This is a genomic window from Casimicrobium huifangae, from assembly GCF_009746125.1.
Classification (GTDB): Bacteria; Pseudomonadota; Gammaproteobacteria; order Burkholderiales; family Casimicrobiaceae; genus Casimicrobium; species Casimicrobium huifangae.
Genome location: NZ_CP041352.1, coordinates 3,523,989 through 3,538,832, shown reverse-complemented (window position 1 = coordinate 3,538,832; position 14,844 = coordinate 3,523,989). Strand labels below are relative to the sequence as shown.

At 63.1% G+C, this 14,844-nt stretch carries 18 protein-coding genes; 17 read left to right on the top strand and 1 reads right to left on the bottom strand.

Annotated elements, in window-relative coordinates; all coding sequences use genetic code 11:
- Entirely contained in the window at positions 1–1,269 is a 1,269-nt protein-coding gene (locus FKL89_RS15995; protein WP_156863747.1) for a type 1 periplasmic-binding domain-containing protein, read from the bottom strand.
- Positions 1,270–1,373: 104 nt separating this feature from the next.
- Between FKL89_RS15995 and rsmI the strand changes: the two genes are divergently transcribed.
- The 17 genes from rsmI (at position 1,374) to hisA (ending at position 14,839) form a co-directional block, all read left to right on the top strand.
- The gene (gene rsmI / locus FKL89_RS15990; RefSeq protein WP_238363388.1) at positions 1,374–2,192 is read left to right on the top strand and encodes a 16S rRNA (cytidine(1402)-2'-O)-methyltransferase; all 819 of its coding nucleotides are present in this window, start codon (positions 1,374–1,376) and stop codon (positions 2,190–2,192) included.
- A gap of 168 nt (positions 2,193–2,360) precedes the next feature.
- Positions 2,361–3,257, top strand: a complete 897-nt coding sequence (locus FKL89_RS15985) for an ABC transporter ATP-binding protein (protein WP_156863746.1) — start codon at positions 2,361–2,363, stop codon at positions 3,255–3,257.
- Between the two features lie 5 nt (positions 3,258–3,262).
- The gene (gene mlaE / locus FKL89_RS15980) at positions 3,263–4,051 is read left to right on the top strand and encodes a lipid asymmetry maintenance ABC transporter permease subunit MlaE (protein ID WP_156864743.1); all 789 of its coding nucleotides are present in this window, start codon (positions 3,263–3,265) and stop codon (positions 4,049–4,051) included.
- Positions 4,052–4,080: 29 nt separating this feature from the next.
- Positions 4,081–4,626 carry an outer membrane lipid asymmetry maintenance protein MlaD gene (gene mlaD, locus FKL89_RS15975; protein WP_156863745.1) on the top strand — a complete coding sequence of 182 codons (546 nt, stop codon included), beginning with the start codon at positions 4,081–4,083 and terminating at the stop codon, positions 4,624–4,626.
- Positions 4,623–5,321: an MlaA family lipoprotein gene (locus tag FKL89_RS15970; protein WP_156863744.1), complete on the top strand. Its 699-nt coding sequence runs from the start codon at positions 4,623–4,625 to the stop codon at positions 5,319–5,321. The genes mlaD and FKL89_RS15970 overlap by 4 nt, the downstream gene beginning before the upstream one ends.
- Before the next feature lie 12 nt (positions 5,322–5,333).
- The gene (locus tag FKL89_RS15965; protein WP_156863743.1) at positions 5,334–5,927 is read left to right on the top strand and encodes an MlaC/ttg2D family ABC transporter substrate-binding protein; all 594 of its coding nucleotides are present in this window, start codon (positions 5,334–5,336) and stop codon (positions 5,925–5,927) included.
- 16 nt (positions 5,928–5,943) lie between these two features.
- A complete protein-coding gene (locus FKL89_RS15960) occupies positions 5,944–6,180 on the top strand; it encodes an STAS domain-containing protein (RefSeq protein ID WP_156863742.1) in 237 nt (78 codons plus the stop codon).
- Positions 6,181–6,246: 66 nt separating this feature from the next.
- Positions 6,247–7,167 (top strand): ABC transporter ATP-binding protein, encoded by a 921-nt coding sequence (locus tag FKL89_RS15955; protein ID WP_156863741.1) that lies wholly within the window; start codon positions 6,247–6,249, stop codon positions 7,165–7,167.
- Positions 7,168–7,175: 8 nt separating this feature from the next.
- Entirely contained in the window at positions 7,176–7,994 is an 819-nt protein-coding gene (locus tag FKL89_RS15950) for an ABC transporter permease (RefSeq protein WP_156864742.1), read from the top strand.
- On the top strand, positions 7,994–8,257 hold the full coding sequence (locus FKL89_RS15945; protein WP_156863740.1) for a BolA family protein: 264 nt from the start codon (positions 7,994–7,996) through the stop codon (positions 8,255–8,257). Before FKL89_RS15950 ends, FKL89_RS15945 begins: the two co-directional genes overlap by 1 nt.
- A complete protein-coding gene (murA, locus tag FKL89_RS15940; protein ID WP_156863739.1) occupies positions 8,250–9,512 on the top strand; it encodes a UDP-N-acetylglucosamine 1-carboxyvinyltransferase in 1,263 nt (420 codons plus the stop codon). The genes FKL89_RS15945 and murA overlap by 8 nt, the downstream gene beginning before the upstream one ends.
- A complete protein-coding gene (gene hisG / locus FKL89_RS15935; RefSeq protein ID WP_156863738.1) occupies positions 9,509–10,153 on the top strand; it encodes an ATP phosphoribosyltransferase in 645 nt (214 codons plus the stop codon). The genes murA and hisG overlap by 4 nt, the downstream gene beginning before the upstream one ends.
- 37 nt (positions 10,154–10,190) lie before the next feature.
- Complete coding sequence (gene hisD / locus FKL89_RS15930) at positions 10,191–11,480, top strand: histidinol dehydrogenase (protein ID WP_156863737.1); 1,290 nt, start codon at positions 10,191–10,193, stop codon at positions 11,478–11,480.
- Between the two features lie 139 nt (positions 11,481–11,619).
- On the top strand, positions 11,620–12,714 hold the full coding sequence (hisC, locus tag FKL89_RS15925) for a histidinol-phosphate transaminase (protein WP_156863736.1): 1,095 nt from the start codon (positions 11,620–11,622) through the stop codon (positions 12,712–12,714).
- Positions 12,715–12,782: 68 nt separating this feature from the next.
- A complete protein-coding gene (gene hisB / locus FKL89_RS15920) occupies positions 12,783–13,385 on the top strand; it encodes an imidazoleglycerol-phosphate dehydratase HisB (RefSeq protein WP_156863735.1) in 603 nt (200 codons plus the stop codon).
- A gap of 2 nt (positions 13,386–13,387) precedes the next feature.
- On the top strand, positions 13,388–14,038 hold the full coding sequence (hisH, locus tag FKL89_RS15915; protein WP_156863734.1) for an imidazole glycerol phosphate synthase subunit HisH: 651 nt from the start codon (positions 13,388–13,390) through the stop codon (positions 14,036–14,038).
- A 72-nt stretch (positions 14,039–14,110) separates the two neighbouring features.
- Positions 14,111–14,839 (top strand): 1-(5-phosphoribosyl)-5-[(5-phosphoribosylamino)methylideneamino]imidazole-4-carboxamide isomerase, encoded by a 729-nt coding sequence (hisA, locus tag FKL89_RS15910; protein WP_156863733.1) that lies wholly within the window; start codon positions 14,111–14,113, stop codon positions 14,837–14,839.
- Positions 14,840–14,844: the final 5 nt, after the last annotated feature.

Sequence of the window (14,844 nt, the reverse complement as noted above, 5' to 3'; positions counted from 1 at the left end):
TCAGGGCCCGATCCTGACCAGACTGCGTTCGCGGAATTCGCCAACCATCGGCGTGCGGCGGTATTGCGAGTCCCGCAGTGTCAGACGGCCGATGGCACCGTCGAAGGCGGTCGGCAGCGCTTCACGTCCGGCCACAAGCGTCAGTCGCGCAGCGTCAACACCGAGGGCATAGAGCCGCGCCAGTGTCGGCGAAACAGCTGCGGCGTCGGGGGTTCCGGTCTGAGTTGGTGCCGGTGCAAATCCGGCGAATTCGGCGCGTTCAGCATCAATCAGCCACGGTGCGTCGGCGATGCGCACGCCGGTCCAGTCGACTGTGCGCTCCAGCGAGGTTTCATAAGCCGCGCTGGTGGCATATACGGCGATATTGCGCAAATAGGGTCGCAGCTCGGTCAGTACTGCGCCGCCACCGGCAAAGAGGACGCAGTCAACGTGCTCCTGCCGCCAGCCATCCGCCGCCCGGCGCCAGCTCTCGCGACTACCCAGTCGGGTCTGTTGAATGGCAATGGCATTGCGCTCGCGCCACGCCGCGTACATCGCCACCGCAACCCGGTTGGCGATCGGGCCGGCGGCTTCCACCACCAGCGGTTTGCGGCAAGCGTCCTCGCCCGCCTGCTGCGTGATGGCCTCTGCTTCCGATTCAAGATCCGGCGCTAGCACTGCCAATGGAGTTGGTGGGGATGCGCCCAGCGGCGACAGCATCAGGGTCGGGCGCACCACGGGCAGCTTCGCCGCCGCCAGTGCGGTGACGTCGGCGCGACTCAGCGGGCCAATGACCCAGTCCACCGAGTCATCGACGCAGCGACTGTAAGTCGCGACCACGCCGTCCACCGGATAGGCACAGTCAATGACCACGACATCCTGCTTGTGGCCGCCGAACACGGCCATCGCGCCATCACGCACACTGCCAGCGGCACGACGCAACAACGCCTGCTCGGTCGGCAACAGCAGCACCACACGCAAGGCATTCCCCGGCTGCGTTGTCGCCGCCGCGCTATCGGAGCCGGCGGCAGCCGGCGCTGTGGGGTCTTTGGCCGGCGGTTGCGCCAAAATGGATGCTTCTGGCCGGGCGGCTGGTGCAGGGCCGGGGCGCGTCGCGGCGGGCGTGGTGGCCGGTGCCGTCGGTGTTGCGGCAGGTGTCGTGGCGGGTTGCGCCACCGCCAGGGTTGCCAGCGCTGCGCCAAGCCATGCCACACCACGCAGCAGATGCCTTCGGCCAGCGCCGGATGGGCGGGTTGCCAGCGGTGTCAGCGGGTAATTTCGGGCAGCCATTGATCAGAGTGATGAGAGGAGCGCAGCGCGTGACGCAGATGCAAAACGGGCAGGGTAGGCCAGACAGGCCCACACAGGAGCCCTTGCAGGCGGGATTGTATGTAGTGGCGACGCCGCTCGGGAACCTCGGTGACATCACGCTGCGTGGCAAACAGGTGCTGGCGGGCGCTGCCTGCATTGCCTGCGAGGACACACGGATGACGCGCGAGCTGCTGCGCCTGCTCGATATCGCGCCGCCGATGCTCGTCTCCGTGCGTGAGCACAACGAGCGGGAAGCCTCGTCTGGCGTGGTTTCCCGCATCGCCGCCGGCGACGCGGTGGCGTATGTCAGCGACGCTGGCACGCCGGCGATTTCGGACCCTGGCGCGCGACTGGTGGCGGCGGTCCGCGCTGCGGGGTTTCCGACAATTCCGATTCCGGGCGTGAGTGCCGTGACCGCTGCGCTGTCGGTGGCGGGGTTTGAATCGACGGCGTTTACCTTCCTTGGCTTTGCGCCGACCGCAAAAGGCGAGCTGACCACGTTCGTCGAAGCCATCGCTGCGCGGGTGGAAACCAGCGTCTTCTTCGAATCGCCGCACCGGATCGACAAGACGCTGCTGGCGCTGGCGGGCGGCTTGCCGCCCGAGCGTCGCGTCGTCATTGCCCGGGAGCTGACCAAGAAGTTCGAGACCGTGTCGGCATTGAGCGCGGGCGAAATCGGTGACTGGCTGGTCAGCAACGCCGAACGCTTGCGTGGGGAATTCGTCGTCGTGGTAGCCGGCGCCGATCAGGCCGCGCGAGCATCGGCCATCAACGGCCGCACCCTGCTCAAGGCACTGCTCCCGGAGCTGCCGCCTGCCCGCGCAGCCAAAGTGGCTGCCAAGCTCAGCGGCGAGGATCGCGAGACGCTCTACGCGCTGGCCGAATCCATGAAGTTCGGCTAGCAGCTTTTCAATGAAATGACGACTGAATAGGGCTCCAAGGCAAAAATTGCAAAAAGTCGACTATTCAGAAAAAAGGCTCGAAGCCCTTGATAAATGGCGTTTTGACACAAAAGTTGATGCAACTGTGCAGTGCAACGAAACGCCCGTAAGCCCGATACAATCGATCCAATGACTGTGGCCGACGCCTCCCTTTCCATCGCTGCGCCTGCCGCTTCCGCCGCTCCCGTCGGGGCGGCTGCTGGCGCGCCTGCGCCATCGTCGCCGTGCGCTGCCGGCGACGCGCTGGTCGAACTCAAAGACGTCAGTTTCGGCTACACCAAAGACCGGCAAATTCTGTCCGGCGTCACCCTGACCGTGCCGCGTGGCAAGCTGGTCGCCGTCATGGGCGGCTCTGGTTGCGGCAAGACGACGGTGCTGCGGCTGCTTTGCGGGCAGATTCGCGCGGGCGCCGGCGAGGTGCTGGTTGGCGGCAAATCAGTCGCCACCATGACGCGTGACGAGATGTACGCTCATCGCCGACGTCTGGGCATGCTGTTCCAGTTCGGCGCGTTGTTTACCGACATGACCGTGTTCGACAACGTCGCCTTCCCGATGCACGAGCACACTGACCTGCCGGACGAAATCATCCGCGATCTGGTACTGATGAAGCTCAATGCCGTCGGTTTGCGCGGCACTGCGCACCTGAAGCCGAGCGAGCTGTCCGGCGGCATGGCACGGCGCGTTGCGCTGGCGCGCACCATCGCGCTTGACCCGCAGATCGCGCTGTACGACGAGCCGTTCGCCGGCCTCGATCCCATCTCGCTGTCGGTGGTCGGCCAGCTGATCCGCCGCCTGAACGACGCGCTTGGCATGACCTCCATTCTGGTGACGCACGATGTCGCCGAGTCGCTGAAGATCGTCGACTACATCTATTTCATCTCCGAAGGCAAGGTCGTCGCCCACGGCGATGTGGCGTCGATCAAGGCCAGCACCGATCCGTTCGTCCGCCAGTTCGTCGACGGCGAGCCCGACGGCCCGGTGCGCTTTCACTATCCGGCCAAGAGTCTCGCCGAGGACTTCGCGTGAAGCCCGTGCTGCGCATCCTGTCGCGTCTTGGCCACGCGACGATTGGTGGTGTCGAGCGGCTCGGCTTCGCGGCACGCTTCTTCTCGGCAATCCTGCGCCAGAGCGGCACCTCGGTGGTGCGCCCGCAACTGGTGATCAAGGAGATTTACCAGGCGGGCGTGCTGTCGCTGATCATCGTGCTGATGAGCGGCATGTTCATTGGCATGGTGCTCGCGCTGCAGGGCTACGAGACGCTGGTGCGCTTTGGCGCTACCGAGTCGATGGGTGTGCTGGTAGCGCTGTCACTGGTGCGCGAGCTGGGGCCGGTGGTCGCAGCGCTGCTGTTCGCCAGCCGCGCCGGCTCCGCGATGACCGCCGAGATCGGCCTGATGAAAACCACCGAGCAGCTCTCGGCCATGGAGGTGATGGCGGTTGATCCCATCGCCCGCGTGGTGGCACCGCGGTTCTGGGCGGGCGTGATTTCGCTGCCGTTGCTGGCAGCGCTGTTCTCCGCGCTGGGCATCTATGGCGGCTATCTGGTCGGCGTGCGCCTGATTGGCATCGACGGCGGCGCCTTCTGGGGGCAGATGCAGGCGGCCGTGGACTGGCGTTACGATGTCTTCAACGGGGTCATCAAGAGCCTGGTGTTCGCCGTGGCGGTCAGTCTGATCGCCGTGTTCGAAGGGTATGATGCCAACCCGACGGCAGAGGGCGTCTCGGCGGCCACCACGCGCACCGTTGTGATATCGGCGCTGGCAATTCTGGCGCTTGATCTCATGCTGACCATCTTCATGTTCCGTGGCGGCACGCATTGACCGCCCGGGCCTAATCTTCAAACCACGTCATGAATCGAAAAGTCATTGATCTCTGGGTTGGCATCTTTGTGGCGATCGGGCTCGCCGCGATGGCCTTTCTTGCGCTCAAGGTTGGCAATCTGCTGACAACGAGCGAAGAGCGCACCGGCTATCAGGTGGAAGCGCGTTTCGACAATATCGGTAACCTCAAGCCCCGCGCGCCGGTCAAAAGCGCTGGTGTGGTGGTCGGCCGCGTGGAGTCGATTCGTCTCGACGACAAGACCTTTGAAGGCGTGGCGCGGCTGCACATTTACTCGCACCACCAGTTCCCGCGCGACACCATCGCCGCGATCTTTACCTCCGGCCTGCTGGGCGAACAGTTTGTCGGCCTCGAAGCCGGCGGCGACAGCGTGATGCTCAAGGACGAGGAGCGGATCAAGAAGACGCAATCCGCCGTGCAGCTCGAAAAACTGATTTCCCAATTCATGTTCAGCAAGGCACAGGAAGCGCCGTCGCCAGCGCCTGCTGCTGCCGCCACCCCCGCCACTGCATCGCCTGCGCCGGCTGCCGCCGCAGCGCCCGGAGCCAAACCATGAAGTCTGCCGCGATCCTGACCCTGACTGCTGTTGCCACGCTTGTACTCGGCGGCTGTGCATCGTTCCGCAGCGCCGCGCCCGGCGACCCGCTGGAGCCGATCAACCGCGGTATTTTCTCGTTCAACAGCACCTTCGATCACTATCTGTTCAAGCCGATCGCGAAGGGCTATGACGCCGCCGTGCCCAATCCGGTGAAGAAGGGCGTCAGCAATGTGTTCCAGAACGCCTCTGACGCGCAGTCGATCGTCAGCGATGCGCTGCAACTGAAGGGCGCCAAGATGGGCGATGACCTCGGTCGCGTGATGATCAACACCACGTTTGGCCTCGGTGGCATCTTTGACCTCGCCACACCGATGGGTATCGAGCGCGGCAACGAGGACCTTGGGCAAACGCTGGGGTATTGGGGCATCGGTGCTGGTCCCTATGTCGTGATCCCTTTCCTTGGCCCATCGTCGGCCCGTGATCTGGTTGGTCGCTATGGCGATGGCAAGATTGACCCGGTGGCGCTGGTGTCATCCGTTCCGGTGCGCAACTCGTTGATGGGCGCGCGCGTGGTCGATACCCGTGTCAGCCTGTTCCCGGCGGAGGCGCTGATGAATCAGGCGGCACTGGATCGTTACACGTTCATGCGCTCGGCCTACCTGCAACGGCGTCAAAGCCTGGTGCTCGATGGCAAGCGTCCGAAAGAAGAATAGGAAGTACAGGCAATGAAATTCCCGAAATGGCTGTTTGCGCTGTTCGCAGCCACCGTTTTCGCTACCGCGCAGGCGGAAACCGCCCCTGACGCTCTGGTCAAGACTGTCGCCACCGACGTCACCAATGTTCTCAAGAGTGATCCCGGTGTGCTGGGTAATGCCGCCAAGCTCAGGGACCTGATCGAGTCCAAACTATTGCCCAATTTCAACTTTGGTCGCATGACGCAATTGGCGATGGGCCGCAACTGGGCGAAGGCGTCACCGGAGCAGCAGACCGCACTGACCCGTGAGTTCCAGACCCTGCTGGTGCGCACCTATTCCGGCGCGCTGGCCAACTTCCGCAACAACACGATTGACTACCGTCCGCTGCGCATGCAGCCGACCGAAACCGATGTCACCGTCAAGACTGTGGTTAACCAGGCCAACGGTCAGGGCATCCCCATCGACTACTCGATGGAAAAGGGTGCCGACGGCAAGTGGCGCGCCTATGACGTGGTCGTAGCGGGCGTCAGCCTGGTCACCAACTACCGCGAGGAATTCAACACCGTGGTGCGCGACCAGGGCGTGGATGCATTGGTGAAGCAGTTGCAGGCCAAGAACAAGTAGGGCACAGACCGTCGTCATGCAACTCGTCGGTGAACTCACCTTTGCCAATGCCCACACCTTGTGGGAGGGCTTTTCCGTTGACGCCAAAGGTGTTGATCGCATCGACGTTTCTGGTGTGACGCAGGTGGATTCCGCCGGGCTGGCGCTGATTTCGGCGCTCAAGCGCCAGGCCGGCCCGCAATGCCGCGTGGTCGGCCTGACCTCCAAGCTGGCGGCGCTTGCCGCCGCTTACGATGTAGAGTCGCTGTTCTGACGGGGGCCGCAGCGGCTGGCAAGTCGCCGCCAGATAAAATTGCGGGTTGTCCAGAAAGCTTGTGCCGTGACCACCGCTTCCGCCTGTGCCGCCGTCGAAGTTGTCGACGTCTGTAAATCATTCCCGAATGTCCGCGCACTCAACCACGTTTCGCTACGGGTTGAGCAGGGCGAGTTTTTCGCGCTGCTGGGGCCGAATGGCGCCGGCAAGACCACGCTGATCAGCATCCTCGCCGGGCTCGCCCGCGCCGATAGCGGTGTCGCCAGGATCATGGGTTTTGACTCGGTCAGCCACTATCGCGAAGCGCGCAGCAACCTTGGCGTCGTGCCGCAGGAGCTGGTCTTCGATCCGTTCTTCACGGTGCGTGAAACGCTGGCGTTGCAGGCCAAGTATTACGGCGTTGCCGGCGCCGACGCATGGATCGATGAGATCCTGCATAACCTTGATCTGACTGGCAAGGCCAGCACCAACATGCGCGCGCTGTCGGGTGGCATGAAGCGCCGCGTGTTGGTCGGGCAGGCGCTGGTGCACAAGCCACCGGTGATCGTGCTCGATGAGCCAACGGCTGGGGTTGATGTCGAGCTCAGGCAAAACCTGTGGACCTTCATCAAGCGCCTGAACAAGGAAGGCCACACCATCATCCTCACAACGCATTACCTCGAAGAAGCCGAAGCGCTCTGCAATCGCGTGGCGATGCTCAGGGGCGGTGAAATTGTCGCGCTCGACACCACGGCCAATTTGCTGCGCGGCATGTCAGGCATCACCGTGCAAATATCCGCTGACGCCCTGCCGCCGGCATGGCACGCGCGTGGCAGCGTGCAAGCCTCGGGCGCATGGGGCTTCACACTCTCCGGCTATGCCGAGCTGGAAACGCTGCTGGCGGCGTTTCGCGAGGCCAACATCACCGTGCGCGAGATGAAACTCGGCGAAGCCGATCTCGAACAGGCGTTCCTGAAATTGACCTCACGTGAAGGAGCGAGCGCGTGAGCGATGCCCTGCCGTCTTCTCCTGCGGTGCGTTCGGCATCTGCAACCGGCTTGCGCCTCGGCCCCGGCTTCAAGGCGCTCTTCTACAAGGAGTGCCTGCGCTTCTGGAAGGTGGCGTTCCAGACCATCGTCGCGCCGGTCGTCACCACGCTGCTCTACCTGCTGATCTTCTCGCACGTGCTCGAATCGAACGTCAAGGTCTACGATGGTCGCGTCGCCTACACCGCATTCCTGATTCCGGGCCTGGTGATGATGGCGGTGCTGCAGAACGCATTTGCCAACAGTTCGTCTTCGCTCATCCAGTCCAAAATGATGCGCAGCATTATCTTTGTGTTGCTGCCGCCGATCACCTCGTTTGAGCTGTTCTGCGCCTATGTCTTCGGCGCCATGGTGCGTGGCCTCGCGGTGGGTCTGGGCGTTTGGCTTATCACCTTTCCGTTTGTCGGTGCGGCCGCCGCCGTGCCGCAGCATCCGTTGTGGGTCATCGGCTTCGCGGCGGGTGGCAGCGCCATCCTCGGCACACTCGGACTGATTGCCGGCATCTGGTCGGAGAAGTTCGATCACCTCGCGGTGTTCCAGAACTTCATCATCATGCCGCTCACCTTCCTGAGCGGCGTCTTCTACTCGATTCACTCTCTGCCGTCGTTCTGGCAGGGTTTGTCGCACGTCAATCCGTTCTTCTACATGATCGACGGCTTCCGCTACGGCTTCTTCGGTATCGCCGATGTCAGTCCGTGGCGCAGTCTGGCCGTGGTCGTCTTTTTTGTCGTCGCACTCTCGGCCATCGCGCTCAGAATGCTGGCGACGGGCTACAAATTGAGGCAGTAATGGTTACTCCTGACGACGTCAAAAACTACATCGCAGCCGGCCTGCCGTGTACTCATCTCGAAGTGGAAGGCGATGGCCAGCATTTTTTCGCCACCATCGTCAGCGAAGAGTTTCGTGGCCTCACCATGATCAGACAGCATCAGCGTGTCTACGCTGCGATGGGTGATCGCATGAAGGCGGAAGTGCATGCACTGTCGATGAAAACCTATACGCCCGAGAAGTGGGCACAACTCAACGGCGGAGACCTCGTCAACAATGGATAAGCTCCGCGTTACCGGTAACGGCCCGCTACGTGGCGCCGTGCGGATCTCGGGCGCCAAGAATGCGGCGCTGCCGATCCTCTGCTCGTCGCTGCTGGTGAAAGCGCCGGTCACTTTTGTCAACGTGCCGCAACTGAACGACACACGCACTACTGTCCGTCTGCTCAACCAGATGGGCGTGACGGCCGCGCGCACCGAGACGCACCGCGTCGAGATCGATGCCAGCACGCTGACCAAACCGGTCGCCGAGTACGATCTGGTGAAGACCATGCGCGCATCCGTGCTCGTGCTCGGCCCGCTGGTCGCACGATGGGGCGAGGCACGGGTGTCGCTGCCGGGCGGTTGTGCCATCGGCCAGCGGCCGGTAGACCAGCACCTGAAGGGACTGGAGGCGATGGGCGCCGAAGTCACCCTCGATGGCGGCTACATCAATGCCGCCGCACCGGGCGGCCGCCTCAAGGGCGCGCATATCGTGATGGACATGGTGACGGTCACCGGCACCGAGAATGTCATGATGGCCGCCACCCTGGCCGACGGCGTCACCGTGATCGAGAACGCAGCGCGCGAGCCGGAAGTCGTCGATCTGGCCAATTGCCTGATCGCGATGGGCGCCGACATCAAAGGTGCAGGCACCGACACCATCACCATCACCGGCGTTGATAACCTGCACAGCGCCACCTACCGCGTGATGCCCGACCGCATCGAGGCGGGCACCTTTGCCTGTGCCGTTGCCGCCGTGGGCGGCGAAGTCACGCTGCTCGACGCACCGGTGACCGCGATGGATGCCATCTTCGACAAGCTGCGCGATGCTGGTTGCAGCATCGCCGTCAACGGCAGCAATGTCACCGTGTCGCGCAAGGGGCCGCTCAAGGCGGTGAGCGTGAAGACCGCGCCGTATCCAGCGTTCCCGACCGACATGCAGGCGCAGTTGATGGCGATGAACGTCGTCGCCGAAGGTACCGCAGTGATGACCGAAAACATCTTCGAGAACCGCATGATGCACGTCTCCGAGCTGTGCCGTCTCGGCGCGAAAATCGACATCACTGGCAACACTGCCGTAGTACAGGGCGTGAGCGAGTTGAAGGGCGCCAACGTAATGGCCACCGACCTGCGCGCCTCGGCCAGCCTGGTCATTGCGGGCCTCTGCGCCACTGGCACAACCATGATCGACCGCATCTACCACCTCGACCGCGGCTACGAACATATCGAGGACAAGCTGATCGGCCTCGGCGCCACCATTGAGCGCGTGTCGTCGTGATCACCTTCGCGCTGTCCAAGGGCCGCATCCTGGACGATACCCGTCCGCTGCTACGCACGGCGGGCATCGACGTGCTGGAAGACCCGGAATCCTCGCGCAAACTGATCCTGCCGACGCAGCGCGACGACGTGCGCGTAGTACTGGTGCGCGCCAGTGACGTGCCCACCTACGTGCAGCAGGGCGGCGCCGACATCGGCATCTCCGGCAAGGACGTGCTGATGGAGCAGGACACGGCCGGTCTCTACGAGCCGCTCGACCTCAACATCGCCAAATGCCGTCTGATGGTCGCCGTGCGTAACGAGACCGATTACGAAGCGCTAGTGCAGCGCGGCCGCCGACTGCGCGTGGCGACCAAGTACATCCAGACCGCGCGCGCCCACTTCGCCAAGAAAGGCGTGCACGTTGACCTGATCAAGCTCTATGGCTCAATGGAGCTGGCCCCCCTGGTGGGCATGGCTGACGCCATCGTTGACGTGGTGAGTAGTGGTGCCACGCTCAAAGCTAACAATCTCAAAGCAGTAGAAAAGATCGCCGACATTTCAGCGCGCCTGATCGTCAATCAGGCCGCGCTCAAGACCAAGCGCGACGCACTGATGCCGATTGTGGAGAGCTTTGCGAAATCAGTCGAAGCGCGCACTTGAAGCGCGAGACATTGCATCCAGGCCCATCGCTGTCACCATGAAACTCCTTGATTCTTCCGTCCCCGATTTCCTGGCCTCGCTCGATGCGCTGACGCATCATGCGGGTGCACTGGACGAGAGCGTGGATCGGGCGGTGGCGGACATCCTGGCCGACGTCCGCACGCGTGGCGACGCGGCGGTGCTGGCTTACACGCAGAAATTTGATCGCCTCAGCGCTGAGTCAATGGCGGCGCTTGAACTCTCCAAGCACGAGATGAAGGCGGCGTTCGACACGCTGGATACTGACTTGAAAGCCGCGCTGACGCTGGCGCGCGACCGCATCGAGGCCTATCACCGGCGGCAGGTCATGGAGAGCTGGCGCTATACCGAGGCCGATGGCACGCAGCTTGGCGTTAAGGTAACCCCGCTGGATCGCGTAGGGCTGTACGTGCCCGGCGGCAAGGCGGCGTACCCGTCGTCGCTGCTGATGAACGCGGTGCCCGCCAAAGTCGCGGGTGTGCGCGAAGTCATCATGGTGGTGCCAACACCGGACGGCGTGAAGAACGCGACGGTACTCGCCGCGGCACATCTCGCTGGTGTGGATCGCGCGTTCACCATCGGTGGTGCGCAGGCGGTGGGCGCGCTGGCCTACGGCACTGGCACCGTGCCCGCGGTGGACAAGATCGTCGGCCCCGGCAATGCCTATGTGGCTGCAGCCAAGCGCCGCGTGTTTGGTCTGGTCGGCATCGACATGATCGCCGGACCGTCGGAGATTCTGGTGATCGCGGACGAACATGCCAACCCGGACTGGGTGGCGATGGATCTGTTTTCGCAGGCCGAGCATGATGAGGTCGCGCAGTCGATTCTGCTCACGCCGAGTGACTCGCTGATCGCCGCCGTGCAGGCCAGCATCGCGAAACTGCTGCCGACGATGCCGCGGAAGGACATCATCGCTGCATCGCTCGCCAACCGCGGCATCATCGCCAAAACGCGTTCATTGGGAGAGGCCTGCGACATCGCCAATCGCATCGCGCCTGAGCATCTGGAGCTTTCTGTGGCCGACCCCGAGATGCTGCTGCCGCTGTTGCGCCATGCGGGAGCCATATTCATGGGGTATGGCAGTAGCGAATCCATCGGCGACTATGTTGCCGGCACCAATCACGTGTTGCCCACTTCACGCTCAGCGCGCTTCTCGTCGCCGCTGGGTGTGTATGACTTCCAGAAGCGCACCAGCCTGATCCACGTCTCGCCGCGAGGCGCGGCGACACTCGGTCAGGCAGCTGCGACGCTCGCTTATGCGGAAGGCCTGCAGGCGCATGCGCGAGCGGCGGAACTGAGGATCAAGTAAGTGTTTTCTCCCTCTCCCCTTGTGGGAGAGGGCCGGGGAGAGGGGGTAGTGGATAGGAATCCACACTTTCCTCTTCCTGCGACCATACCGCTCTCCCTAACCCTCTCCCACAAGGGGAGAGGGAACCAAAACGACCGACATGACGAAATCCGAATTCATCGCCAGAACCATCCGGCCCGAAGTGCAGGCGCTCAAGGCCTACCCCGTCACCCCGCCATGGACAGGGATCAAGATCGAGTTGATGGAGGACAACCACCTCGATGCTGCCAACAACACCGCCACCTCGCGCGCGATGCGTGATGCCATCGCGCGTGCCGTGGCGGACGCAGCGTTCAACCGCTACCCCGATCCGGCAGCACCTGCGCTGAAAGCGAAGCTGCGCGAGAAGTTGGGTATCTCGCCGGAGCATGGCATCCTGCTCGGCTCCGGGTCTGACGAGGTGATCTCGATGGTCTCGCAGGCGCTGCTGGCGGGCGGTGGTACCGTGCTCTCGCTGGAGCCGTCGTTCGCGGTGTTCCGCAACGCGGCGGTAGCCTGTGCGGGCCGCTACGTGGGTGTGTCGCTGAACGCTGACTTCTCGCTCGATCTGGACGCCACTCTCGCCGCGATCCAGCGCGAGCAGCCGAAGCTCATCTGGGTGGTGTATCCGAACAACCCCACCGGCAACAGCTACAGCGACGAACAGATTGAGGCTATCGTGCGCGCTGCACCGGGTCTCGTGATTATCGACGAGGCGTACGAGCCGTTTGCCGGGCGCAGCTGGTCAACGCGGCTCAACGATTTCCCGAACCTGCTGGTAATGCGCACGCTGTCGAAGATTGGTCTCGCAGGTGTGCGCCTGGGCTACCTGTTTGGCGCGCCGGAATGGATCAACGAGATCGACAAGGTGCGCGGGCCGTTCAACGTGGGTGTGCTGCAACAGGTCGCGGCGACCGTGATGCTTGATCACTACGACGAGCTGAAGCGCCACGCCGCACTGATGGTGGCCGAGCGCGAGCGCCTGTTCGCCGAATTGCAGAAGCTGCCGGGTGTCAAAGCGTTCCCGTCAAAGGCGAACTTCGTCTTGACCCGCTTCCCGGATGCGGCGGCCGTGTTCGAGGGCCTGAAAGCACGGGGCATTCTGGTGCGCAACCTCTCGCCAATGCACCCGCTGATGGCCAACACGCTACGCATCTCGGTCGGTACGCCAACAGAGATGCAAGCGCTGCTCACAGCCTTGAAGGAAATCCTGTAGGAGCGGCGTGGCCGCGACCGCTCTTCGGTACATTCGGTCGCGGCGAAGCCGCTCCTACAATTAGGGTTATGAACACTTTCGCACCCCGCGCCGCCACCATCGAGCGCAACACCAAGGAAACGCAGATCACCGTTGCCATCAATCTCGATGGCGATGGCAAGGCCGATCTGCAAACCGGTGTGCCCTTCCTTGACCACATGCTCGACCAGCTCGCGCGGCATGGCATGATGGACGTCACGGTGCATGCGAAGGGTGACTTGCACATCGACGCGCACCACACGGTGGAAGACATCGGCATCACGCTCGGCCAGGCGTTCAAACAGGCGGTGGGTGACAAGGCGGGTATCAATCGCTACGGCCATTCGTACGTGCCGCTCGATGAAGCCCTGTCGCGCGTGGTGGTCGATCTCTCGGGGCGACCGGGGCTTGAGTTTCACGTGCCGTTCACCCGCGCCATGATCGGCACCTTCGATGTCGATCTGACGCATGAGTTCTTTCAGGGCTTCGTCAACCACGCGCTGGTGTCGTTGCACATCGACAACCTGCGCGGCGACAACGCGCATCACCAGTGCGAGACGGTGTTCAAGGCCTTTGCCCGTGCGCTGCGTATCGCCTGCGAGCGTGATGCACGCGCGGCGGGCGTGATTGTTTCGACCAAGGGCGTGTTGTAGCGATGCAGACTATCGCCATCGTCGACTACGGTATGGGCAACCTGCGTTCGGTCGCCAAGGCGTTCGCACACGTGGCACCGGACCAGCATGTGATGATTACTGCCAACGCCGAAGAAATCGCGGCGGCGGATCGCGTGGTGCTGCCCGGCCAGGCCGCGATGCCGGAGAGCATGGCGGCGCTGAATGCTTCGGGCCTGCGTGACGTGCTGTGGACGGCATCGAAAGACCGCCCGTTCTTCGGGGTCTGCCTTGGCCTGCAGATGCTGTTCGAGACGACCGAAGAGGGCGACGTACCCGCGCTGGGCTACCTGCCGGGCCGCACGGTGCGCTTTCCGTTGCAACATCGCGACTATGATGGCACCGCCCTCAAGGTGCCACACATGGGCTGGAATCAGGTTGCCTTTCCGGCGCACGCGCGCATGCACCCTTGTTGGGCGGGCGTGGCCGATGGCAGCGCGTTTTACTTCGCACACAGCTACTACGCCGTGCCGTCACAAAACGGCCTGATTGCCGCGACAACGAACTATCCTGATCCGGTTTGCGTTGCAGCGGCACGCAACAACATTTTTGCGGTACAGTTCCATCCTGAAAAGAGCGCAGACGCTGGTTTGCGTGTTCTCAAGAATTTCTCAACCTGGAACGGAACGGTCTAACTTACCGCTCTTTCGCCAATCATTGACATCCCCGGCGCTGCGTTGCACGCCGCGACTTCCCTACACATCCCCATGCTTGTCATTCCTGCGATTGATCTCAAAGACGGTCATTGCGTTCGCCTGCGTCAAGGCGACATGGACAACGTCACCGTGTTTTCTGAAGACCCGGCGCAGATGGCGCGCCACTGGGTCGACCAGGGCGCCACGCGCCTGCATCTGGTGGACCTGAACGGGGCCTTCGCCGGCAAGCCCGTCAATGAGGGCGCGATCAAGGCTATCCTCGCCGAAGTCGGTGAAGACATTGACGTGCAACTCGGCGGCGGCATCCGCGATCTCGACACTATCGAGCGCTATCTCGACGACGGCATCAACTACGTCATCATCGGCACCGCAGCGGTCAAGAACCCGGGATTTCTGCATGACGCCTGCAACGCCTTCCCCAGCGCGGTAATCGTCGGCCTCGACGCCAGGGATGGCAAAGTCGCCACTGACGGCTGGAGCAAGCTCACCGGCCACGATGCGCTGGACCTGGGCAAACGCTTCGAGGACTACGGCATCGAAGGCATCATCTATACGGATATTGGTCGCGATGGCATGGGCACAGGCATCAACATCGAGGCCACGGTCCGCCTCGCGCAGCCGCTGCGGGTGCCGGTATACGCGTCTGGCGGCATTCACAACGTCGATCACATCAAACTGCTCAAACCGCACGAAGCTGACGGCATCGCTGGCGTGGTCTGCGGGCGGGCGCTTTACGAAGGTACGCTGGATTTCAAGGCGGCCGTGGCGGCGCTCAAGTGAGTGTG

What these genes read in the sequence shown, in the direction of transcription:
- FKL89_RS15995 (WP_156863747.1), bottom strand. Translation starts at nt 1,269, where the DNA reads ATGGCTGCCCGAAATTACCCGCTGACACCGCTGGCAACCCGCCCATCC.
- FKL89_RS15985 (WP_156863746.1), top strand. Translation starts at nt 2,361, where the DNA reads ATGACTGTGGCCGACGCCTCCCTTTCCATCGCTGCGCCTGCCGCTTCC.
- mlaD (WP_156863745.1), top strand. Translation starts at nt 4,081, where the DNA reads ATGAATCGAAAAGTCATTGATCTCTGGGTTGGCATCTTTGTGGCGATC.
- FKL89_RS15970 (WP_156863744.1), top strand. Translation starts at nt 4,623, where the DNA reads ATGAAGTCTGCCGCGATCCTGACCCTGACTGCTGTTGCCACGCTTGTA.
- FKL89_RS15965 (WP_156863743.1), top strand. Translation starts at nt 5,334, where the DNA reads ATGAAATTCCCGAAATGGCTGTTTGCGCTGTTCGCAGCCACCGTTTTC.
- FKL89_RS15960 (WP_156863742.1), top strand. Translation starts at nt 5,944, where the DNA reads ATGCAACTCGTCGGTGAACTCACCTTTGCCAATGCCCACACCTTGTGG.
- FKL89_RS15945 (WP_156863740.1), top strand. Translation starts at nt 7,994, where the DNA reads ATGGTTACTCCTGACGACGTCAAAAACTACATCGCAGCCGGCCTGCCG.
- murA (WP_156863739.1), top strand. Translation starts at nt 8,250, where the DNA reads ATGGATAAGCTCCGCGTTACCGGTAACGGCCCGCTACGTGGCGCCGTG.
- hisD (WP_156863737.1), top strand. Translation starts at nt 10,191, where the DNA reads ATGAAACTCCTTGATTCTTCCGTCCCCGATTTCCTGGCCTCGCTCGAT.
- hisC (WP_156863736.1), top strand. Translation starts at nt 11,620, where the DNA reads ATGACGAAATCCGAATTCATCGCCAGAACCATCCGGCCCGAAGTGCAG.
- hisB (WP_156863735.1), top strand. Translation starts at nt 12,783, where the DNA reads ATGAACACTTTCGCACCCCGCGCCGCCACCATCGAGCGCAACACCAAG.
- hisH (WP_156863734.1), top strand. Translation starts at nt 13,388, where the DNA reads ATGCAGACTATCGCCATCGTCGACTACGGTATGGGCAACCTGCGTTCG.
- hisA (WP_156863733.1), top strand. Translation starts at nt 14,111, where the DNA reads ATGCTTGTCATTCCTGCGATTGATCTCAAAGACGGTCATTGCGTTCGC.